The organism is Reichenbachiella ulvae (assembly GCF_025833875.1).
In the GTDB taxonomy this organism is placed as follows: domain Bacteria; phylum Bacteroidota; class Bacteroidia; order Cytophagales; family Cyclobacteriaceae; genus Reichenbachiella; species Reichenbachiella ulvae.
This window is the reverse complement of the sequence record NZ_JAOYOD010000001.1, coordinates 3,255,319-3,276,766: the sequence shown is the minus strand read 5'-3', so window position 1 is coordinate 3,276,766 and position 21,448 is coordinate 3,255,319. Positions and strand designations below refer to the sequence as shown.

The following is a 21,448-nucleotide window of genomic DNA, read 5'->3' as shown; positions in this document are numbered from 1 at the left end:
GTAAGCTCTACCTTTCGTTTTACTATAAAGAAATTAAGCAATTGGATTCGTTTGAGACTTGATTGTCTACATAACCATCCGCTTCCTCCTCGTTGATCCACTCATTGCCATCTACTAAATATCGAAATTCATATTTCTGGTCCTTTGGAAGCTCTAATACCAACTTGAAATCACCACTTTTTAGTTTTTTAAATGGGTGAGCGTCTAAACTCCAGTCGTTGAAACTACCTGACAAGGATACATTTTCAGCACCTTTAGCTACCTTTTTGTCTACAGTCCAGGTGACTTTACATACATCTTTTGATTTTAGAAATTGCTTTTTGATACTCATGATTAGTCGAGGGTTTAGTTAATCAATATTTCAGTGAATTTGGTTTCTGTTTTTAGTGTAAGTACATGTTCTTCTGTTTTCAGATCCTGGATTCTTTCTACTCCATCGATCATGATTGAGCCAGGTTTGTTTTCCAGTCCGTGGAACCTGAGTTGGTACTTTTTGTATTCGGTTTTGAAATCTCCTTCTATATGTTGAATGATCTTCCATTTGTTTAGCCCTGAAGGCGTAGAAGTAAATGTCTTGGTAGAGCAGTCTCCATCTAGATAATCCAAACCATCTCCCGCATCTTCGTATAGTTGCGAGATGGTCTCTACGAAGGGTTTGTAGAAATTGAGAGTAAGCTCCTGAATTTTAAACTCTCCTACATACTGCATAGTAGGCTGCATTGGGATAACCGCTCCAGCTCGTACGAAAATTGGCATCTGGTTAAGTGGAGTCGCCACTTTGATCTCTCTTTGTCCTTCTTCCAATTTGTCTGTCCAGTAGTTGTACCAATGACTTTTGGGTAAGTACATCAATCTGGAATCCTTTCCTTCTTCAGATACTGGACATACTATTATATGGTCTCCCAGCATAAACTCTTCTTCTCGGAAGAAAGTCTCAGGGTCCACATGTGCTTCCATGTGCAAAGACCGAAGCATCGGAATGCCCGTAGTGCTGTGCTGCCAAAATGTGCTATATATATAGGGGAGCAGTCGGTACCTAAGTTCGATGAACTCCTTAACTATTTCTAGATATTTTTGATCAAACACCCATGGTTCTTTGTCTCCATGATCCCCAGAGGAGTGCGTCCTGAAAAATGGGTGGAATACCGCCATCTGAATCCATCGAGTGTACAACTCTCCATTCGGTGAGCCAATGAATCCCCCTACATCAGACCCTACAAAAGAAACACCGGATGCACTGAGTCGCTGGCACTGAATGTTAGCGATTTTGAGTTGTTCCCAACTGGCTGAGTTATCTCCTGTCCATACGCTGGCATAGCGTTGCACACCGGCATATGCGGATCGCGTGATGGTAAAGGCTCTTTTGTTTCTGAGATATTTTTGCTGTCCCTCACAAGTAGACTGAGCCATCAACGATCCATAGACATTGTGTGCTTTGCGGTGACTGCATGGATGTCCATCATAGTCGAAGCGTACGTCGTTAGGGAAGGTGCCGTCTTCGAAAGTAGCAGGCTCGTTCATGTCATTCCAAACGCCATCTACTCCATCTGCAACGAGACCTTCGAAAAGCGTGCCCCACCATTTGCGGGTGCGTTTGCGAGTGAAGTCAGGGAAGTGACAAGCGCCTGGCCATACGCTGGCCTTGAGCAGTGCCCCATCCTGTCGTGTGCAGAAGTGGTTTCCCTTCCGCCCTTGGTCATAGACTTTATAACCCTTGTCTATTTTAATTCCCGGATCGATGATAACGACGGTTTTGAAGCCATCTTTTTTCATGTCAGCTATCATCTTTTCCGGTTTAGGGAATTTTTTCTTGTCCCAGGTAAAGCACCTGAACCCATCCATGTAGTCGATATCCAAATGAATCACATCACATGGGATTTTTCTGCTACGGAATTCTTCACCCAATTTGCGAACCACAGATTCAGGGTAGTAACTCCATTTACTCTGATGGTAGCCCAGTGCCCATTTTGGCGGGAGTTTGGGTGTGCCAGTCAGCATGGTATATTTTTTAGCTACATCGACCAGTTTAGGTCCATAGATGAAGTAGTAGCGCATTTCGCCTCCCTGTGCCCAAAAACTGCAGACATTGGACCTCTCTCTCCCAAAATCGAAGAAGCTACGAAATGTATTGTCCATGAATAAACCATAGCCTACATGGCTGTGCTGCCCCATGTAGAAGGGGATGTTTTTGTATACAGGATCCGTGTCATTGCCATAGCCATAGCAGTCCGTACCCCATAGTTCTCTTTTGGTGCCGATGAGGTTGAGATTGCCTGTTTTGTCACCCAGGCCATAAAATTTTTCTCCTTTCTGAAGGACTTTTGTACAGATGTTGATCGTTCCGCCGTGGAATTTATGATCCTGCCAGTGGTAGCCCTTTTCATCCTGAAATATGACCGTACCTTCATTGTTGGTGATTTTGGTAGTAAGGTTCTCCTTATTGATATAGCAGCGCAGTGTAGCCGTTTTGATTACGAAGCTTGCTTTGAGCTCTTCAAACTTATATTCGACAGGGGCAGGGGCAAATTCTGGGTCGATGGCATAGGAGAAGTCATCCTCAAAGTAGCCGTCATTTCCGAATCTGAATTTGATAATATCTGAATGAATGACGGTTGCTTCAATGGCAGCTCCCTGGCCATGGATTACAAAAGAGTTGTTGTTTTTTTCCCAGGAGACATAGCGACCTGGAAAGAATTCCTCAGCGTCTTTACCCTTGAAATTCTCTATATAATTACCGGAGAAATCCTGATTGTCGATCCCGGTTTTGATATCTTCAGTTGTACCTTCCATTATTGAATGTGTCTTAGACAAATATACTTCTTCCATGACTCAATAGGTCTTATTTTGACCTGTCATAGATCATTTATAGGTTAAATTTTCACTTCTCACAAAAAGTGATATTTCTGCTTCTGGTTTTTAGTTAATTGACCAGCATATACACCTTAAGATTAAGAAAATAATAATGGAAACCACAGGTTTGGGTACCCCAAATAGGGTGCTGCCTGTTTTATAATACCTGATTACCTGCGATTTGTTGTAAAAGCTAGAAATCTCCAGCCATAAAAAAAAATTGTTCGCTTGTATTCCTGCCTAGCCAGCCAGTCTTGTTATCTTTCGGTATCTCAAAATAAATGGCATGGCTGAGAGGAAAAAAGCAAGAAAGAAAAAGGAAGAACCAAAAATGCTGGCGGAGATCGCCTGGGAAGTTTGTAATCAGGTAGGTGGGATCTACACGGTCATTAGATCTAAAGCCCCGGTCATGGTAGACCAATGGGGAAAGGACTATGTACTGGTAGGGCCCAAAATTCATCCTAATGTTAGCTCCGATTTTGAGGAGCATATGGATGATAAAATTCCGATCGCCCAGGTAGTAAGAGAAATGAAAGAGATGGGATGGGATGTTTCGTTTGGAACCTGGCTGGTTTCTGGTCGTCCACAAACGGTTCTGTTAAATCCTGCGTCTGTCATGCCTCAATTAGGGAATATTAAATACTTCTATTGGCAGGATCATCATATTGATTTTAACAACCATGATCCGTTGGTAGATGAAGTGATGGCTTTTGGTTTCATGGTGAAGGAGTTTTTGTTCCGAATGGCCCGCGTTTGTTTAGAGCAGGATGTCGAGCTATTGGCGCACTTTCACGAATGGATGGCAGGGACAGCCATAGCTGACATCAGAAAGGAGCAAATTCCTATCAAAACGGTTTTTACCACGCATGCGACTCTGCTAGGAAGGTATTTGGCTATGAATGATCCTTATTTTTATGATCACTTGCCTTTTCTGAATTGGGAGTCGGAAGCCAATAATTTTAATGTCAATACCATCGCCAGACTCGAGCGGGCCTGTGCACATGGAGCCAATATATTGTCCACTGTCAGCGAGGTTACCGCCAAGGAGTGCATTCACTTATTAGGCAGAAGTCCAGAGGCGATAGTGCCGAATGGATTGAATATCGAGAGATTTTCGGTTCTGCACGAAGTTCAGAATCTACATCATAAATATAAGGAGCAGATCAATCACTTTGTGATGGGGCACTTTTTTCAGTCCTATACTTTCGATCTCAACAATGTCATTTACTTTTTTACATCTGGGCGTTTTGAGTTCAAAAACAAAGGCTATGATTTGACACTGGAGGCTCTTGCGAGGCTGAACTATAAAATGAAGAAACATAAGATCAATAAAACGGTCGTGATGTTCTTTATTACCAAACAGCCTTTCCACAGTATCAATCAGGAGGTGATGACCTCTAGAGCAGTGATGGAAGAGATCGATCACAACTGTGAGGAAATCATGAAGCAAGTTAAAGAGCGTTTGTTTCAGGATGCTGCGACCAATTCCGATCACAGGTTGCCAGAGCTTAATAAGCTAGTAGATGATTATTGGAAACTGCGCTATCGTAGAACTATTCAGTCCTGGAAAACCAAGAGGCTGCCATCAGTAGTCACTCATAACCTTATTAATGATGCCGATGATCAAATTTTGAATTTCCTTCGTGGAGCCAATTTGCTCAATCATGAAACTGATAAGGTTAAGATCGTTTATCATCCAGATTTTATATCGTCGACCAGTCCGCTGTTTGGGATGGAGTATGGCCAGTTCGTGAGAGGATGTCATATGGGGATTTTTCCTAGCTATTATGAACCATGGGGCTATACGCCAGTTGAGTGTTTAGCTAGAGGGGTGTCTGCTGTGACTTCTGACCTTTCAGGTTTTGGGGATTATGTCAAGACCCTGGATATTGGGGACGAGGAGCATGGTATTTATATGATTGACCGAGTCAATCAAGATTATCATTCTGCTGCCGAACAATTGAGTGAAAAAATGCTGGCCTTTGTGAAAACCACCGGGCGTGAGCGTATTGCTTCCAGAAACTTGGCTGAGGACTTGTCGGAAGAATTTGACTGGAAAAACCTGATCAAACATTATGATCATGCCTATGATCTGGCGCTCGAGAAATATCCAATAGAGAACAAATGAAAAACCATAACTAAAAAAACACAAGATTAGAATGTTTAACGAGGAGGATAAAAAGTTTATAGAGGAGAGAGGAAGTGACCTGGCTCAAGTAGAAAAACAGATTGAAAACTTTAAGAATGGCTTTCCCTTTTTGGATATACAAAAGGCGGCGAGTATTGGAGATGGCATTATCCAATTGGATGAAGGACAATTGAATGATTTGATAGCGGACTATGAATCTAAAGTAGCTACCAAAAAGGTGCTGAAATTTGTTCCGGCTTCTGGGGCAGCTACCAGGATGTTCAAAGATTTATTCGCTTTCGTAGAGGAAAAAGACTTGTCAGCTAGTGATGCTGCACAGACTTTTATCAAAGGATTAGAAGATTTTGCTTTTTATGATGAGCTGGCTTCAGAACTAGGGGATATAGATGATACCGCACCAGATCAGATTGCCAATCACCTGCTGTCTGACGAGGGAATGAGCTATGGTTCATTGCCCAAAGCCTTGCTTAGTTTTCATAACTATGAAGAGGGACCAAGAACTCCACTGGAAGAGCATTTAGTAGAAGGAGTACACTATGCCAAATCTGCAGATGGTACCGTTCACCTGCACTTCACAGTTTCCCCTCAGCACCTGGATAGATTCAAAGCTTTGGTGGCAAAAGTTGCCCCGAGTTATGAATCAACCTTTGGAGTTAAATTTGATATCACCTTTTCTCAACAGAAGAGCTCTACAGATACCATCGCTGTGGACAATGACAATGAACCATTCAGAGAACCAGATGGTACGATATTGTTTAGACCAGCGGGGCATGGTGCTTTGTTGGAAAACTTGAATGATCTGGATGCTGATATCATTTTTATCAAGAACATCGACAATGTGGTGCCTGATAGAATCAAGGCAGATACCTATACTTATAAGAAGGCGCTGGCTGGTTTGCTTATCAACTATCAGGATGAAGTATTTGAAATTTTGAAAGGTGAGATCGCTGATCCTGATGCGGTGGCAGCCCGTCTAGAATCCAAGTATTTTCTCAAAATGAGTGAAGGCTTTGCTGGTAAGTCGGATGAAGAAAAGAAAGCCGAGATCAAGGAAAAACTGAATCGCCCGATCCGTATTTGCGGAATGGTGAAAAATACAGGCGAACCAGGCGGAGGACCGTTTTGGGTCAAGGAGTCTGATGGTAGTGCCTCATTACAAATAGCAGAGACGGCCCAGATTGACCTAGATGACGCAGAAAAGGCAGCCATGCTCAAAGGATCTACCCACTTCAATCCTGTGGATCTGATCTGTGCGACTAAGGATTTCGAAGGGAAGAAATTTGATCTTCTTCAGTACCGAGACGATGACACAGGCTTTGTGAGTAGCAAGTCAAAGAATGGTAAAGATCTGAAAGCCATGGAGCTGCCTGGCCTATGGAATGGTGCAATGGCTTATTGGAATACCTTGTTTGTGGAGGTGCCTATTTCTACTTTCAACCCTGTGAAAACGGTGAACGATTTGCTCAAAGACACGCATCAGTAAGATTTAACAATTTTTAACTCGGGGCTTTAAAGTCTCCTGAAATCGGGTTTAGATTGGCTTTCAGCCATTCAGGCCCGATTTTTTTCTTTTATAAGGCAGGTGATTCGGGATTTGCCTGGCATGCCAGTCCTGATGGGGACATGCGATTATTTCAAAAATTCTTCAAGTCTTTTAGATTTGAGGAGTTTTGATCGAAAAGACATATGGAAACAAGCGCAAGTACGGAAGAAAAGAAAGAATTGCAGCACAAAGTGCAGCAGGTGTACGATGAAGTAGGTAAGGTGGTAGTAGGTCAGCAGTACATGGTCAATCGACTGATGATTGGCTTGTTTACCCAGGGGCACATCTTGCTCGAAGGGGTGCCTGGTCTCGCAAAGACACTTACGGTCAACACTCTTGCCAACGTTCTACATTTGGACTTTAAGCGTATACAGTTTACTCCAGATTTACTTCCTGCGGATCTGATCGGTACTATGATTTACAATCAAAAGGCCTCCAACTTCGAAGTGAAAAAAGGACCTATTTTTTCCAATTTGATTTTGGCAGATGAGGTGAACCGATCTCCAGCGAAAGTGCAATCTGCGTTACTTGAGGCCATGCAGGAGAAGCAAGTAACAATTGGCGAGACGACATTTAAACTGGATCGACCATTTTTGGTACTGGCCACCCAGAACCCTGTAGATCAAGAGGGAACTTACCCGCTTCCAGAGGCGCAGGTTGACCGATTCATGATGAAGGTACATGTGGACTACCCATCGAAAGAAGATGAGCTAGAAATCATGCGTCGCATGTCTAACATGTCATTTAACGATGAAGTGAAAACAGTTTTGGATAAGGACGATGTTTTTGCGATTCGTAAGTCAATCAATGAGGTTAACCTCTCGGAATCACTGGAGAAATATATTATTGAATTGATATTTGCTACCAGAGATCCTAAGTCATACGGTATGACGGATGAAGCCAGCTACATCCAGTTTGGGGCTTCACCACGTGCTTCTATCAACTTGAATCTTGCTGCGAAAGCAATTGCGTTTTTAGATGGAAGGGACTTTGTCTTGCCAGAAGATATCAAGGAAGTAGCGACGGATGTTTTGAATCACAGAATCATACTCAACTATGAAGCTGAGGCTGATGGAGTGACTACTCAGGATTTGATCCAAACGATATTGAATAAAGTAAATGTGAATAGATAAAGAGTCTTTTCATTTCAAAATAATGATGAAGGTCGTCGAGGTGTAATACTTCGACGACCTTTTTGTTTGTAGGCTTTTTCTCCTCTGTTGGCTGTTTTTGTCAAACAGCTTCACAAATCCTTAACATTGGTAAAAAATCGGTAAAGACCTACTCATCTTCTTTAACATAAGCATAACTGCTAGTGTGATCGAATTCTGAATGTGTTGAAACAGTTTTGCGAAACGAAATTGAAAACAATACAACAAGCATATTTTAAAATTTGAAATGATGAAAAAGGTATTATCTCTTGCATTTTTATTTGGAGCAGCATTCGCTCTAGTATCATGTAGTGAAGACGAAGGAACTGATTTGACTCCTGAAGAGTTGCAAGCACAAGTGATTGCTGCTTCTCAAGTAGCAGTGGACGCTAAAGTTTCTGCTGACGCTTCTGCTACTGGCGCAACTTCAACTTCCGTATTTGATGGGTGGACCTTAGCTTCTGTTAAAGGGCAAATGGGAGGAACTGATTTGACTCCAGACGCTATTACAGGAACAGCGACTGAGGTAGAGGTTACTGCGAATATCGATTCTGATACGGAGTGGACTAAAGACAATGTTTATATTTTGAAAACAAGGGTAACTGTTTTAGACGGAGTGACTTTGACAATTCAGGCAGGTACTGTGATTAAAGGTGACGCATCTTTGACAGGAGCTAATGCAGCAGTATTGATGATTGCCAGAGGTGGTAAGCTGATGGCTGAAGGTACAGCTCAGGAGCCAATTATCATGACTTCTACTGAAGATGACATAATACCAGGATACTTGGCAGGTACTGCATTGGATCAGGATGACAAAGGAAAATGGGGAGGACTCGTTGTTCTAGGTAAAGCGCCTGTAAGTGCTAAAACTGAAAACCCACAGATAGAAGGTGTAGATGCAAGTGATGCAAATGGACAGTATGGTGGGTCTGATGCAGCGGATAACTCAGGTGTGATCAAGTATGTGTCTATCAGACATGGTGGAGCTGAAATCGCTGATGGAAGTGAAATCAATGGATTGACTTTAGGTGGTGTAGGTACAGGAACTACTATTGACTACATAGAAGTATATGGAAACAAAGATGACGGTATCGAATTCTTTGGTGGAACAGTTAATGTTTCGAACGCCTTGGTTTATGCAGTTGGGGATGATGGAATAGATGTAGATCAATCTTACGCGGGAACTGTAGATAACTTTGTAGTCTATGTAGATGAGAGTTCAGACGAAGGGTTAGAAATTGACGGTAGAGAAGGATCAATGGATGATGTATTTACGATCCAAAACGGAAATATCATGTCTATCGATGGAAAATCTACGACTGGTGACTTCAAATCAAAAGCAAAAGGAACTGTGTCAAACGTAGTGTTCGAAGACGGTAAAGTTAAGCTTGCTGCTTCTTATGATGTAGAAACTGCTGACTTGGAAGAAAAAGAAGATGCGGCATGGAATACTGCTACGGGAGATTTGGTCTTCACTAAAGTAAATGCTTCAGACTTTGAAGTTTATACTAAGAGCTTTGATGAATAATAAAGAAAATTAAAGATCATTTTCTGAATTAGAAAGGCGTTCATACATCGGTATGGCGCCTTTTGTCTTTTTTAGAAAGGGGTTCATTAACCTACTGATATTACTGTGTTAACCCAGTGTTAACGGATAAGGAATTAAGCCCGAATTCGTAAATAATTGATAAAATGTAAAAATCTGATACTGCTATTGGCCAGCTTAAATTTGCGGCAGATTTAGAAAATTCAGAGAATGAAAAAGATAGTATTTGTAGCGTTTTTGGTATTGGTAGTAGGATCCGCCATGGCGCAAAAAGGATTTGTTAGAGGTAAAATTACTGACGGAGAAAACGGAGAAGGACTCTTCGGGGCTACCGTAACCAAGCAAGGTACTACTCAAGGTGCTGTTGCTGATTTTGATGGTAATTTTTCTTTAAGTCTTGAGGAGGGTACTCATACTCTTGTAGTTCAGTTTATTTCATACCAATCAAAAGTTATTGAAGGTGTTCAAGTTGTTGCTGATGAGGTAACTCAATTGGATGTCATTATTTCTGAAGATGTACAGCAACTAGAGTCAGTAGTAGTGACTGCAGAGCAGATCCGCGATAATGACGTAGCTCTTCTATCTGTTCAGAAAAAATCAGTGAACACAGTTGATGGTATTTCATCTGCTGCTTTCAAAAAAGTAGGTGACAGCAATCTTTCTTCAGCCATGAAAAGAGTAACGGGTGTCACAGTTCAGGGTGGTAAGTATGTTTACGTTCGAGGTTTGGGTGATAGATATACCAAAACATCATTGAATGGAATGGTGGTGCCAGGTTTAGATCCAGATAGAAATGATGTTCAAATTGACATCTTCCCTACTGGCGTCCTGGAGAATGTGATGGTTTACAAAACTTTTACCCCCAACTTAAATGGTGATTTTGCTGGTGGGTTGGTAGATATTCAGACCAAGGCTTTTCCAGATCAAAAATCAACATCAATATCACTAAGCATGGGGTACAATCCGGACATGCATTTTCAGTCTAATGCAGTAGGGTATGAAGGTTCAGGTACTGATTTTCTAGGCTGGGACAATGGTCAAAGAGATTTGCCTTTTGCAAAAGGAACTGAAATCCCTACGCTTTCGAATGATCAAAACGGATTTTTAGAAAACACGACTAAGAAGTTCGATCCTACTTTGGGTGTGGATAGAGGAACCAATTTTATGAATACTGGTTTGTCTTTTTCTCACAGAAACCAGATCCAAGGAGAAAAATTGACCTTTGGATACAATGCTATCTTAAGTTATAAGAACACTAATACCTACTATGAAGGATTCACTAGAAAAAGGTATGAAAAGGATAGGACAGCTAGTGAAGTAGCATTGGTGAGAGATTTTACTGGTGAAGGAGATTTGAGCACAAATAATGTTCTTTGGAGTGGATTGTTGTCTTTTGCTGTTAAGAATGATAACCATACAATAGGAACCAATTTGCTTCACACTCAAAACGGTGTTTCTACAGCATTAGAGAGAGAATTGAGATTGACCTCACTGAACAACCCAACAAATATCAATAATGATATATTGGCCTACACTCAAAGGTCTATGACCAATAATATTACTTATGGTAAACACTTTTTTGGGAAGTTGAGAGTGGATTGGTCTAATTCATTGCTTTATTCTAGAATCACAGATCCAGATTACCGTGATACAAGAATCAACGAAGATGATGGGGAGTATGGTTTCCGAAATGGTGGTGCGATGAATCGTTTCTGGAGAGATTTGACAGAAGTGAGTGAGAGCTTCAAGCTAGACTTTACCTATGATTTGAATGATAATAATAAAATCAAATTTGGTGGCTTGGTCACACATAGAGAGAGAGAATTCGATGTGTACAACTATGCATATGAAGAACTTTCTGTATTCAGAGTAGAATATAATGATCCCAACTGGTTGCTTTCTGAAGGTAATTTGTATTCTTCTTCTAATCCAGATGGATTGTATATCCAGGACAATAGCAATGCTTACAATAACTATGATGGAAAGCAAAACATCTTTGCTGGATATGTGATGAATGAGATGCAGATTACACAGAAGTTAAAGTCAATTTATGGTCTACGTGTCGAAAATGCTCAAATGTTCTACAGTGGCGTTAGGCTGAATGAGGATAACTCTCAGCAAGAAGAGAACAATACGAAAACTTTGGATGCCACTAACCTTTTACCTTCTGTGAACTTTGTATATGCGCTGCAAGAGGATATGAATTTAAGAGCATCGTTTAATAAAACTTTAGCGAGACCTTCTTTCAAAGAGAAATCTTCAGCATTTATTGAAGACCCTATTACTAGAACTCAATTTTCTGGAAACCTCGACATCAGGCAGGCTCAAATATTGAACTATGATTTGAGATGGGAATACTTCTTCTCACCTAGTGAAATGGTTTCTGTATCTGCTTTTTATAAGGATTTTACAGATCACATTGCATTGGTGTTTTTTCCTAACAATCCAGGTCAGTTGAAACCAAGAAATGTAGGTGAGGCAAGTGTGTATGGTACTGAGTTTGAATTCAGAAAGAATCTAACTTTCATTACTCCAGCATTAGAGAATTTTTCAGTAGGAACCAACGTCTCTTTGGTAGTATCTAAAGTGAACAGAAAAACTGTGACAGTTAATGAAAACGGTGATTCTGAATATGATAGTGAAGTGGCTTATCAAGGAAGTGAAGCTGGAGTCTCTAAGTATAGAGAAATGACAGGTCAATCTCCATATGTAGTAAATGGATTCTTGAGTTATGAAAATAATATGCTAGGTCTGTCTGGTAATTTGTCTTACAATGTTCAGGGCGAGACACTAACATTTATTGGTATCTCCAACATTCCTGATGTTTATACTTCACCATTCCACAGTTTGAATTTGAAAGTATCAAAAGTGATTGGAAAAGAAGGAAATTCATCTATTAGTCTAACCGCCAAGAACTTGTTGAACTCAGAGAATAAATTGGTGTATAAGTTTGGTAGTGAGGAGGAACTTTTCTCACTGTACAAGCCAGGTCGATTGTTTAATTTGAAGTACACATATAATTTCTAATTTTAAAAAGAAGTAAAACAACCTAACGTGAAAGCCGGCTCATTGAGCCGGCTTTTTTACTTTATCTGGTTAAGCTTTTCTTTCAACGCATCTAATTCGCTATTGCTTTTGGATAGTCTCTGATTCAATTTATCCAGATTCGAAGAGTTGTCGTTTTTTTGTTTGTAGAGCTCCTTGCTTAGTTTTTCAATCTCTTTTTCCTTGTCTTCGATCTTCTCTTGAAGCATTTCTGTGAAATATTGGATTTTAAAATCTACAAGTAGAAGTTTTAATTCTTTTTTGAACTGTGTGACCTGGCCCTCGTCAAGACCTTCCAAAATCGGAGCTACTTTCAATACAGCACCTTTATTGCTCGTTTTGTCTAAAACGGATATGAACTGAAGTTCTGTGTTAGAATCACCTTTGGCAGGGATGGTGAGTATGTAGTGCGATTTGGCATTGTAGAGATAAGTGATGGACTTGACGTACCTCCACCATTCTTTTTTTATTTCCGAATAAGGTTGGGTAAACTCTGTGCGATAGCCAGAATGGCTCTTACCGTCGATCTCAAATGAGGCAGCAGATATTGTGAGTGAATAACTCTGAGCTTTGCTGTCTATATAGCCAGCGAAAAGTAGAGTGGATACTAAAATGAAACGAAAAAATACATTCATAGACTTAAACTGTAACAGAAACCGTGCCTTTCGAGTAGACACGAAGATAGCGATGAATTTCAATCCAGTGAAAATGAATCGGGTTTTAGGAGGCTTAGGACTATATTGTTGATATCTAGACAGATGACTTTTATCATCGATCTGTGATCCCTTAGGATATAATTTCATTTAAGACCTGATAATTCTAATATTGAACTATTTTTGCCACTGATTAAATTCACAGGGAAACTGTCTAAGGAAGACTTAGTGTCGTGTGAAATCAAAGAAATTTTTTACAATATTTAGTACCTCTGTATAAATGAGTAGAAGCGCTTCTCTGGCGGCTAGAGCAAAATATGCCTTCGATAATTACGTTTCCAAGGGAACGACGGCAATGATTTATGGTCTGGTGGTTTTTTCCGGAATTGTTATTGTGATTTTTGGGGCCTCTCTATTGATGTTGGGGCTACATCCTGATGCGGATAGTCATTTTACCATCTTTGAATCGATTTGGGTGAATTTTACTCATATTCTGGATCCTGGAGTTTTGGGTAACCATGATGAGAATTGGCCATTTAGGCTCTTCATGATGGTGACGACTGTTTTAGGTCTGGTCATAATATCCACCTTGATCGGTTTGGTGTCCAATGGTATCCTCGTAAAAATGGAGGAGCTAAGAAAGGGGCGTTCGTTCGTGATCGAGTCTGGTCACGTCTTGATACTGGGGTGGTCTTCTAAAATATTCACAATCATTTCCGAGATTGTGATTGCCAACGAAAATCAGAAGGATGGCTGTATCGTGATCCTGGCTGACCGTGATAAGATTGAAATGGAAGATGAGATTCGTCTCAAGGTAGGAAAGACTGGCAATACGCGTGTGATCTGTCGTACGGGTGATCCTATCGATATCGATGATCTATATATTGTGAATCCGTATACTTCCAAGTCGATCATCATCCTTGATAAGGATAATGAAAATTCGGATTCTCAGATCATCAAAACGATCGTAGCTATTGTAACCAATCCAGATAGAAGAGAAGAGCCTTACCATATTACTGCAGAGATCCAGGATAGCAAGAACTTTGAGGTGGCTAAGATGGTAGGGAAGGATGAGGTGGAGCTGATATTGTCAGATGACTTTATCTCTAGAATCATGGTTCAGACGAGTCGTCAGTCTGGTCTTAGTGTAGTTTACATCGAGTTGATGGACTATGGTGGGGACGAAATTTACTTTACCGATGAGAAGACAGAACATCTGGTAGGCAAGACTTTCAGAGATGTGATTTTTGCATATGAGACTTCTGCCATTATGGGTATCCAGTTTGAAGACGGTACGGTAGCTATCAATCCGCCTATGGACACAGTGTTCAATGAAGGAGATCAGGTAATAGGTATCACTGAAGATGACGATACCTTGGTTCCGTCTGGAAAAACCGATTTTGAAATTGACTATACCCAGGTAGCGCATCCTGTAGCGCCTAGTCAGAAGAATGAGAAGATTTTGATCATCGGCTGGAACAATCGAGCAAAAAATATTATTAAAGAGCTGGATGAATATGTTCCTTTCGGTTCTTCTTTGATGGTTGTGTCTAAGTTTGATGATCCTATTCCTGTTATTGAAAAGTTGCAATCGGGTCTTAAGAATCTCTCTGTGGACTTTTTGAAGGCAGAAACGACTGAAAGAGAAACAATTGATCGTCTGCAAATACCCAACTACGACTATATCATGCTGCTATGTTATGAGCAGAGATATCCAGTCCAGGAGGCAGATGCGCAGACTTTGATTACACTTCTGCACATTCGTAGTATTGCTGAGAAAATTGACAAGCATTTGAATCTGGTCAGTGAGATGATGGATATGAAAAACCGTCAGCTGGCAGATGTTACCAGTGCAGATGACTTTATCGTAAGTGATAAGCTTCTGAGTTTGCTCATGGCTCAGGTCTCTGAAAATAAGTATTTGATGCGAGTGTTTGAGGACCTATTCGATGCGGATGGTTCAGAGATATACATCAAGCCAGCCAGAGAATACGTTTCGATAGGAAAGCCAGTTAATTTCTATACAGTGTTGGAATCAGCCGCCAAGATGAATCAGGTGGCAATTGGTTATAGAATACTAGCTCATAGCAAGAATTCCCATGAGCAATATGGCGTAGTAGTCAACCCGAATAAGGCTGAATTTGTCAAATTCGCTGAAGGAGATGAAATAATAGTACTATCTGAGGATTGATCCTCAGATAGACCTTAGTGCAGTTCTAATTTCTTTAATCGCTCTTTTCCTGTAGCTTTCCTTGCTTCCGACGTTTTGAGTGATCTTATTCAGATATTGCAAGATGTCGGCTTGCTGTTCCATGCTGAGACCCAGGATTTTCTTTGTGATTTCTGATTCAATTGCTGGAAGATTCATCATTTTAGTTGTTTTTGGTGGTGTTCAAAATAAACGATTCTGAATCGTAAATCTTGATTTCACCTGATTATCAATCTATTATAAAATCATTAATCAATATTAAGTTATTATAACTGTCCGAACATCAGGGATTTACCTATTTATCAAATTACAGATTACTACTGATTTTGGATTTAATTACTACTCGCAGTTAAGATTGCCCAACACTTCCTTTGCGTACTTGGAGATAGCATATATCTTTGGGGCTCATAAAAAATCTATGCAATTATGGCAATGTTAGTATTAATTGGCGTGCTGTTCGTATCTGCGATTGTTTGTGCATTCGTATTGCCAAACGAAAAAGTAAGCAACCACGAAAAAGACTGGGAGGTTTGATACATTCCAGTCTTTTTTATCTTTTTTAACCTTCCTGACCTTTTGCTGTTTGCACATATCTTTTAACGATACTTTTTCGTTTTAAAGATAAATATTCCCCTTATGAGCATACAGAATACCAAATCACAAATTCGCCTTCCTCTTTTGTTAGCCGTAGCTATAGCTGCTGGTATATTCATAGGTGCCAATGTCGTAGGAGACAGGAGCAACAGTATGGATGCCCGCAAAAGCGCCTTCAAGTTCAGGGAGATCCTGAATTACATCGACGACAATTATGTGGATGAGGTAGATCAGAATGAGTTGGTAGATGGAGCCATCAATTCCATGCTCAAAGAATTGGATCCGCATACCGTTTATATCCCTGCCGAGGAGAAAGAGCTGAGTCGCTCGCAGCTTCAAGGAAATTTTGATGGGATAGGAATAGAATACAATATTTTCAGAGATACCATATATGTCGTGTCCCCCTTGAGTGGCGGGCCATCGGAAGAAGCAGGTCTATTGACTGGAGATAAGATCATCGAAGTAGATGGCGAGAATGTGGCAGGTATCGGTATTCGCAACAGAGGAGTGTTGGATCGATTGAGAGGGGAAAGAGGATCGGTTGTGAGTTTGAAAATATTGAGAAAGAATGTAGATGATATTCTGAGCTTTGATATTACCAGAGATAAAATACCACAGTTCTCTGTTGATGCTGATTATATGATCGATGATCAAACGGGGTATATCAAAATCAACCGGTTTACAGCCACCACATATGACGAATTCAAAACTTCCATGGACAAACTTCTGGAAGAGGGGATGCAGCGATTGATTCTTGACTTGACAGGAAATCCTGGCGGTTATATGGATCGAGCCATACGTATGGCAGACGAATTTCTTGAGGGTAGTCCTATGATTGTGTTTACAAAGGGGAAAGAGTTTAGGTACAATCAGGAGCACCGAGGAGGCGAAGAAGGTGTATTTGAAAAACAACCCTTGATCGTTTTGATCGATGAAGGGAGTGCTTCTGCTTCTGAGATAGTTTCTGGAGCGATTCAGGACAATGATAGAGGACTAATAGTTGGTCGTAGGTCATTTGGGAAAGGTCTGGTTCAAATGCCAATTGATCTAAGTGATGGGTCTGAGCTGAGGTTGACTATATCTAGATATTACACTCCAAGTGGTCGTTCTATCCAGAAAGCCTACAATGGGGATGTCGATGATTACTATCATGACATCTACGGTAGATACGAGTCAGGTGAAATGTATAGTGCTGATAGCGTAGATGTAATAGATACCTTAGAGTTCAGAACGACAAAAGGAAGGTTAGTTTATGGAGGTGGAGGGATCATTCCTGACGTTTACGTTCCATTAGATACTGCCGGGAATTCTAAATATCTAAATCGACTTTTTACTTCCAATTCTATACGTGAATACGCGTTGCAGTATTCAGATTCCAATAAGGAAAGATTGGAGAAGATGGGGTTTGACGAGTATTTCAGAAACTTCGAGGTGAGTCAGAAGATGCTTAACGATCTTTTGGCGATTGCAAATACCAATAATATCAAGTTCAATCAAAGGGAGTATAACCATTCAAAACCCTTGATTAAAACTTATGTCAAGGCACAAATAGCCCGAGGTATTTGGAATAACAATGGCTTCTATCCAATTTGGAATCAAACGAGTGAGATATACAGAGAAGCACTCAATCTATTTGACAAAGCGGAAGAAATTCAAGCTATGTAAGGAAGATTGTTTCTTCTACGACTTGCTCTTTTTGGTCTCCAACAGGATAGGTTATTTCGTTGAATTTGATCTGCTGATCGTTTATTAAAATACCAGTCGAGCAACGTGTGCCATAGTTGATCATTTCTATAAACAGAGCAGAAAGCCCTTTTTCCATTTTGTAAGGCACACCCGTATTCGGGAGTTGGTCATCAGGAGCCTCCGTTTTGTCCGTCAGGAAGTACATTAGTTGATTTAATTCGACATCTTCTTTTTTCAATTGGGTCTCAAAAATAGCCTTCCCTTGAACCACTTTGGGCCATGGATCATCTAATAAGCCATTGCTCAGTCCATAGATCCCGGGTTCTAATTCTGTGATTTCTTTTTGAATGTTGCTGTAGTAGTAGAGGCTATTTCTGTCGCCTACTAGCAGGTTGTAGGGATTGTAACTGATTTCTGATTGGTGTAAATCGGAGAGGTATTGCCCTGGTGACATGGTGCCTTCTAGAAAATCCATAGTGACTCTACCTCGCGAAGGAGCCTTGTCATCAATCAGATCCAAATTGCGATAATTTGTCAATGCAGCAAATCTCCCATTTTTGTTAACGCCCATCCATGTGCCTCCAGCGATCAAATCTTTACCCCCAAATATGTTTGGGCTTTCTGGCCACCAGTGGGCAGGTTGCGTGGGTCGTTTATAAAACTCGTCTCGATTGGCAGCAAGAATTAAACTGTAGTCGGAATGGTTCTGCCAGGAGAAAATAATTGTACACATACAAAAGAAGATATAAAAAAAGCTGTCCATAAATATAGACAGCTTTGGTGTTTCTTGCGTGAAAGATCTTATCTGAAATCTATTACCTCTACGCCTGGATTAGCCTTGGTATTGAAAGTGAAGTCAGAGTCTTTTAAAGAGCTGTCTTTCGAGAAGGAAGTGATGGTATAGACGTAGCGACTTCCTGATTTGTCAAATACTTTGAAAGTAACCAGGTCCTTGTTGGCAGCTGTTATTTGCATTCTGATTTTGAAATAGCTTTTGTTCAAATCTTCTGGAACCAAATCCACAACATCAATTTTACCTCCGTCTCTAGACTCTAAATACAAGTATTTGAATCCAGATTCATACAAAGTAAAGATGTTAGATAGTGAAATTTCACCTTCATCTTCTTCGTAAGGAGCTACTGTTACTTCTTTGTCTTCTTTAAGGTAAGTCCAAACATTTTCTCCATCGAAAATGATCTCCTGGCCTTCCATGGCCAACTTGTATTTTTCACCTTTGACATTCACTTTTCCTTCAAACCCTTCATTGATGTCTTCTTCAGGATTTTCCATGGTATAGGTAAAATCTGCTGTGAAAGAGGGAATGCTCTTGTATTTCTGGCTCATTGCATCCAGAATGCTCTTGGCTTTAGGGTCTTTTTGAGCGAATACCTGAGTGCAAATCAGGACGCTGAGTAGCAAACTTGAAGTGAATAATTTCATTTTTATTTCGTTTGAATTTTAAGTCTAATTTTATTGTCCGTTCAGTTCATTCAATAACTGTTCCAAACTGTATTCGTCCGAAACTAATACCTCTCGGGCCTTGCTGCCTTCGAAGGGGCCTACGATACCCGCAGCTTCCAGTTGGTCAATTAACCTACCTGCTCGGTTGTATCCCAGTTTCAATTTTCTTTGTATCAAAGAGGTGCTGCCTTGCTGATGCATCACGATCAATCGTGCCGCATCGTCGAAGAGCGTATCTCGATCTTTTAGGTCTACTTCACCTACGGCAGTTGAATCTCCTTCATCGCCCACAAACTCCGGCAGCATGTAAGCAGACTCGTATCCCTGTTGATCTCCGATGAATTCGCAAATACGCTCCACCTCTGGTGTGTCAACGAATCCACATTGCAACCTGATGATATCAGAGCCCAAAGATAACAACATGTCTCCCATACCGATCAATTGTTCTGCACCACCTGCATCTAAAATGGTTCTTGAGTCGATCTTGGATGTAACTCGGAAAGAAAGACGAGCCGGGAAGTTTGCTTTGATCACACCAGTAATCACATTGACAGAGGGACGCTGAGTCGCCACCACCAAATGGATGCCAATCGCACGTGCAAGCTGTGCCAAACGGGCAATAGGAGTTTCCACTTCTTTGCCGGCAGTCATCATCAGATCCGCAAGCTCATCGATTACGAGTACGATATAGGGCAAGAATTTGTGTCCCTTATTAGGATTAAGCCTTCTTTCGACGAATTTCTTATTGTACTCTTTTAGGTTTCTACAGCCAGCATCCTTCAATAGGTCGTATCGATTGTCCATCTCAATACATAAGGAATTGAGGGTGTAGATTACCTTTTTTGTGTCTGTAATGATCGCGTCATCTGTGTCCGGAAGTTTGGCTAAGAAGTGCTTCTCTATTTTGTTGAAAAGCGTAAGCTCTACCTTCTTAGGGTCAACCAGTACAAACTTAAGTTGAGAAGGGTGTTTCTTGTAAACCAGAGAAGTCAATATGATATTCAAACCAACTGATTTACCCTGACCGGTAGCACCTGCCATCAGCAGGTGAGGCATCTTGGCAAGATCAGTAACATAAACCTCATTGGAGATGGTTTTACCTAAAACGATAGGTAGTTCTGCCTTGCTCTTCATGAATTTTTCGGTGGTCAAGACTGATTTGATGTCCACCATTTCACGGTTCTTGTTAGGCACTTCAATACCTATTGTTCCTTTGCCAGGAATAGGTGCGATGATCCTGATACCGAGGGCAGCCAAGCTCAATGCAATGTCATCTTCGAGGTTTTTGATTTTTGAGATCTTAACGCCCGCCTCTGGTATGATTTCGTAGAGTGTAACTGTAGGTCCAATCGTTGCCTTGATACTTGAGATACCGATTTTGAAATTGATCAAGGTCTCTACAATACGATCCTTATTTTGCTCTAATTCTTCTTTTGATACTCTGACATCATTGTCTGGGTATTCGATCAGCAGCTCTGGATTGGGGTATTTGTAATGGCCCAAATCCAAGGTAGGATCATAATTTTCGAGCTGATTGCTGGTTTTTTCTTTTTCTGTTCTTTGTTCTGCCTCGAAAGCGATTTTTTCTTCCTCAGGCTCTGGAGCAGGCTTAGGTTTTGGTGTTGGGGTAGGAGGTAAGTCTACATCCAGCTCGAGTTCTGGTTTCTCTTTTTTAGGTGTGTTGGCTTTTGGGGTATTTACATTCCAGCTTTCTTCAGTTTGTTTTTTTAGTAGTGCTTCTTCCTCTTCGACTTCTTCCTTAATCGAAGCTACCATGGCTGCAATGTCATCCTTTTCAGGCGACTCCTTCTTTACCAAAACCATTTCCTCATCATCAAGATCTTCTTCTTGATCAGCATCTAAATCGTTTTGATCCTCAGATAAATTCTCTATTTCATCAAGATCACTATCGATGGAGTGGTCCCGAGGTAGATCCAAAGTAGATAATCCAGACATCTGGGTGATGTTGAGGAAGTAAATTGCGAATACAACAAAGGAAAGTATCAAGAATAACAGAGTGCCCCAGCCCATCAGGCTATCCATCAGCGCGGCAATTTCATACCCCGTTCCGCCACCTAGAAACCCCCACTCGTAGATCGATTCTGAGTTGATCATAAAGTAGCCAATCAGCACGGATACCCAAAGCAAGAAAAAAGTAACGAAGTAAAAGGATTTGGAAATAGGTAGTATTTCTCTTCGGAAGACGATTTTGTATCCAATCAAAAACAAAAAAGGAGGAATCAAAAAAGAAGCAATTCCGAAGTACTGGTAAATGAAATAATGAGAGGCGTAGGCTCCAAAAAGCCCAAGCCAGTTTTCGGCTTCCTGTCCAGAGCTTTTGACTCCAGTATCGATGACATGTCCAATGATGCTTTGGTCAGCCTTGCCAGTGAATAGGTAAGAGATAAAGGCGGTCAGTAAAAACAAACTTGAAATCAGTGCCAAAAAACCGAGAGATAGATGGAGTCTTCGATCGCCTAAAAAACCAATAGAGATTTTGGGCAGCTTCAGGGATTTCTTTTCTTTAGATTGTTTTTTATATGTATTCTTCGCCATTAGTC

At 40.8% G+C, this 21,448-nt stretch carries 14 protein-coding genes; 7 read left to right on the top strand and 7 right to left on the bottom strand.

Annotation, left to right across the window (positions count from 1 at the left end; genetic code table 11):
* Positions 1 to 22: 22 nt before the first annotated feature.
* On the bottom strand, positions 23 to 331 hold the full coding sequence (locus tag N7U62_RS13000; RefSeq protein WP_264138412.1) for an isoamylase early set domain-containing protein: 309 nt from the start codon (positions 329 to 331) through the stop codon (positions 23 to 25).
* Positions 332 to 345: 14 nt separating this feature from the next.
* A complete protein-coding gene (locus tag N7U62_RS12995; protein WP_264138411.1) occupies positions 346 to 2,826 on the bottom strand; it encodes a glycoside hydrolase family 31 protein in 2,481 nt (826 codons plus the stop codon).
* Between the two features lie 310 nt (positions 2,827 to 3,136).
* On the opposite strand from N7U62_RS12995, the gene N7U62_RS12990 reads away from it, so the two are divergent.
* The 5 genes from N7U62_RS12990 (at position 3,137) to N7U62_RS12970 (ending at position 12,266) form a co-directional block, all read left to right on the top strand.
* Positions 3,137 to 4,978 (top strand): glycosyltransferase, encoded by a 1,842-nt coding sequence (locus N7U62_RS12990; protein WP_264138410.1) that lies wholly within the window; start codon positions 3,137 to 3,139, stop codon positions 4,976 to 4,978.
* A gap of 31 nt (positions 4,979 to 5,009) precedes the next feature.
* Positions 5,010 to 6,482 carry a DUF4301 family protein gene (locus N7U62_RS12985; RefSeq protein WP_264138409.1) on the top strand — a complete coding sequence of 491 codons (1,473 nt, stop codon included), beginning with the start codon at positions 5,010 to 5,012 and terminating at the stop codon, positions 6,480 to 6,482.
* Positions 6,483 to 6,685: 203 nt separating this feature from the next.
* A complete protein-coding gene (locus tag N7U62_RS12980; protein ID WP_264138408.1) occupies positions 6,686 to 7,675 on the top strand; it encodes an AAA family ATPase in 990 nt (329 codons plus the stop codon).
* Between the two features lie 268 nt (positions 7,676 to 7,943).
* Positions 7,944 to 9,221, top strand: a complete 1,278-nt coding sequence (locus N7U62_RS12975) for a beta-helix domain-containing protein (RefSeq protein WP_264138407.1) — start codon at positions 7,944 to 7,946, stop codon at positions 9,219 to 9,221.
* A 228-nt stretch (positions 9,222 to 9,449) separates the two neighbouring features.
* Positions 9,450 to 12,266, top strand: coding sequence for a TonB-dependent receptor (locus tag N7U62_RS12970; protein WP_264138406.1), 2,817 nt, complete (start codon positions 9,450 to 9,452; stop codon positions 12,264 to 12,266).
* Positions 12,267 to 12,322: 56 nt separating this feature from the next.
* Here N7U62_RS12970 and N7U62_RS12965 read toward each other — a convergent pair whose 3' ends face one another.
* Positions 12,323 to 13,087, bottom strand: a complete 765-nt coding sequence (locus N7U62_RS12965) for a hypothetical protein (RefSeq protein WP_264138405.1) — start codon at positions 13,085 to 13,087, stop codon at positions 12,323 to 12,325.
* Positions 13,088 to 13,217: 130 nt separating this feature from the next.
* On the opposite strand from N7U62_RS12965, the gene N7U62_RS12960 reads away from it, so the two are divergent.
* Positions 13,218 to 15,128, top strand: coding sequence for a CASTOR/POLLUX-related putative ion channel (locus tag N7U62_RS12960; RefSeq protein WP_264138404.1), 1,911 nt, complete (start codon positions 13,218 to 13,220; stop codon positions 15,126 to 15,128).
* A 3-nt stretch (positions 15,129 to 15,131) separates the two neighbouring features.
* On the opposite strand, the gene N7U62_RS12955 is transcribed toward N7U62_RS12960, so the two are convergent.
* The gene (locus N7U62_RS12955) at positions 15,132 to 15,308 is read right to left on the bottom strand and encodes a hypothetical protein (RefSeq protein ID WP_264138403.1); all 177 of its coding nucleotides are present in this window, start codon (positions 15,306 to 15,308) and stop codon (positions 15,132 to 15,134) included.
* A 474-nt stretch (positions 15,309 to 15,782) separates the two neighbouring features.
* Here N7U62_RS12955 and N7U62_RS12950 point away from each other — a divergent pair, with 474 nt between their 5' ends.
* Positions 15,783 to 17,405 carry a S41 family peptidase gene (locus N7U62_RS12950; RefSeq protein ID WP_264138402.1) on the top strand — a complete coding sequence of 541 codons (1,623 nt, stop codon included), beginning with the start codon at positions 15,783 to 15,785 and terminating at the stop codon, positions 17,403 to 17,405.
* Here the strand turns inward: N7U62_RS12950 and N7U62_RS12945 are convergent.
* The 3 genes from N7U62_RS12945 to N7U62_RS12935 all read right to left on the bottom strand — a co-directional run bounded on the left by N7U62_RS12945 (position 17,398) and on the right by N7U62_RS12935 (position 21,443).
* Positions 17,398 to 18,159 carry an NRDE family protein gene (locus tag N7U62_RS12945; protein ID WP_264138401.1) on the bottom strand — a complete coding sequence of 254 codons (762 nt, stop codon included), beginning with the start codon at positions 18,157 to 18,159 and terminating at the stop codon, positions 17,398 to 17,400. The genes N7U62_RS12950 and N7U62_RS12945 overlap by 8 nt on opposite strands.
* A 68-nt stretch (positions 18,160 to 18,227) precedes the next feature.
* Positions 18,228 to 18,866, bottom strand: coding sequence for an outer membrane lipoprotein periplasmic chaperone LolA1 (gene lolA1, locus N7U62_RS12940; RefSeq protein WP_264138400.1), 639 nt, complete (start codon positions 18,864 to 18,866; stop codon positions 18,228 to 18,230).
* Positions 18,867 to 18,896: 30 nt separating this feature from the next.
* Entirely contained in the window at positions 18,897 to 21,443 is a 2,547-nt protein-coding gene (locus N7U62_RS12935) for a DNA translocase FtsK (protein WP_264138399.1), read from the bottom strand.
* Positions 21,444 to 21,448 lie beyond the last annotated feature (5 nt).

Bases quoted from the DNA above. Each gene is read 5' to 3' on its own strand.
- N7U62_RS13000 (WP_264138412.1), bottom strand. From the start codon at position 331: ATGAGTATCAAAAAGCAATTTCTAAAATCAAAAGATGTATGTAAAGTC.
- N7U62_RS12995 (WP_264138411.1), bottom strand. From the start codon at position 2,826: ATGGAAGAAGTATATTTGTCTAAGACACATTCAATAATGGAAGGTACA.
- N7U62_RS12990 (WP_264138410.1), top strand. From the start codon at position 3,137: ATGGCTGAGAGGAAAAAAGCAAGAAAGAAAAAGGAAGAACCAAAAATG.
- N7U62_RS12985 (WP_264138409.1), top strand. From the start codon at position 5,010: ATGTTTAACGAGGAGGATAAAAAGTTTATAGAGGAGAGAGGAAGTGAC.
- N7U62_RS12980 (WP_264138408.1), top strand. From the start codon at position 6,686: ATGGAAACAAGCGCAAGTACGGAAGAAAAGAAAGAATTGCAGCACAAA.
- N7U62_RS12975 (WP_264138407.1), top strand. From the start codon at position 7,944: ATGAAAAAGGTATTATCTCTTGCATTTTTATTTGGAGCAGCATTCGCT.
- N7U62_RS12970 (WP_264138406.1), top strand. From the start codon at position 9,450: ATGAAAAAGATAGTATTTGTAGCGTTTTTGGTATTGGTAGTAGGATCC.
- N7U62_RS12965 (WP_264138405.1), bottom strand. From the start codon at position 13,087: ATGAAATTATATCCTAAGGGATCACAGATCGATGATAAAAGTCATCTG.
- N7U62_RS12960 (WP_264138404.1), top strand. From the start codon at position 13,218: ATGAGTAGAAGCGCTTCTCTGGCGGCTAGAGCAAAATATGCCTTCGAT.
- N7U62_RS12955 (WP_264138403.1), bottom strand. From the start codon at position 15,308: ATGATGAATCTTCCAGCAATTGAATCAGAAATCACAAAGAAAATCCTG.
- N7U62_RS12950 (WP_264138402.1), top strand. From the start codon at position 15,783: ATGAGCATACAGAATACCAAATCACAAATTCGCCTTCCTCTTTTGTTA.
- N7U62_RS12945 (WP_264138401.1), bottom strand. From the start codon at position 18,159: ATGTGTACAATTATTTTCTCCTGGCAGAACCATTCCGACTACAGTTTA.
- lolA1 (WP_264138400.1), bottom strand. From the start codon at position 18,866: ATGAAATTATTCACTTCAAGTTTGCTACTCAGCGTCCTGATTTGCACT.
- N7U62_RS12935 (WP_264138399.1), bottom strand. From the start codon at position 21,443: ATGGCGAAGAATACATATAAAAAACAATCTAAAGAAAAGAAATCCCTG.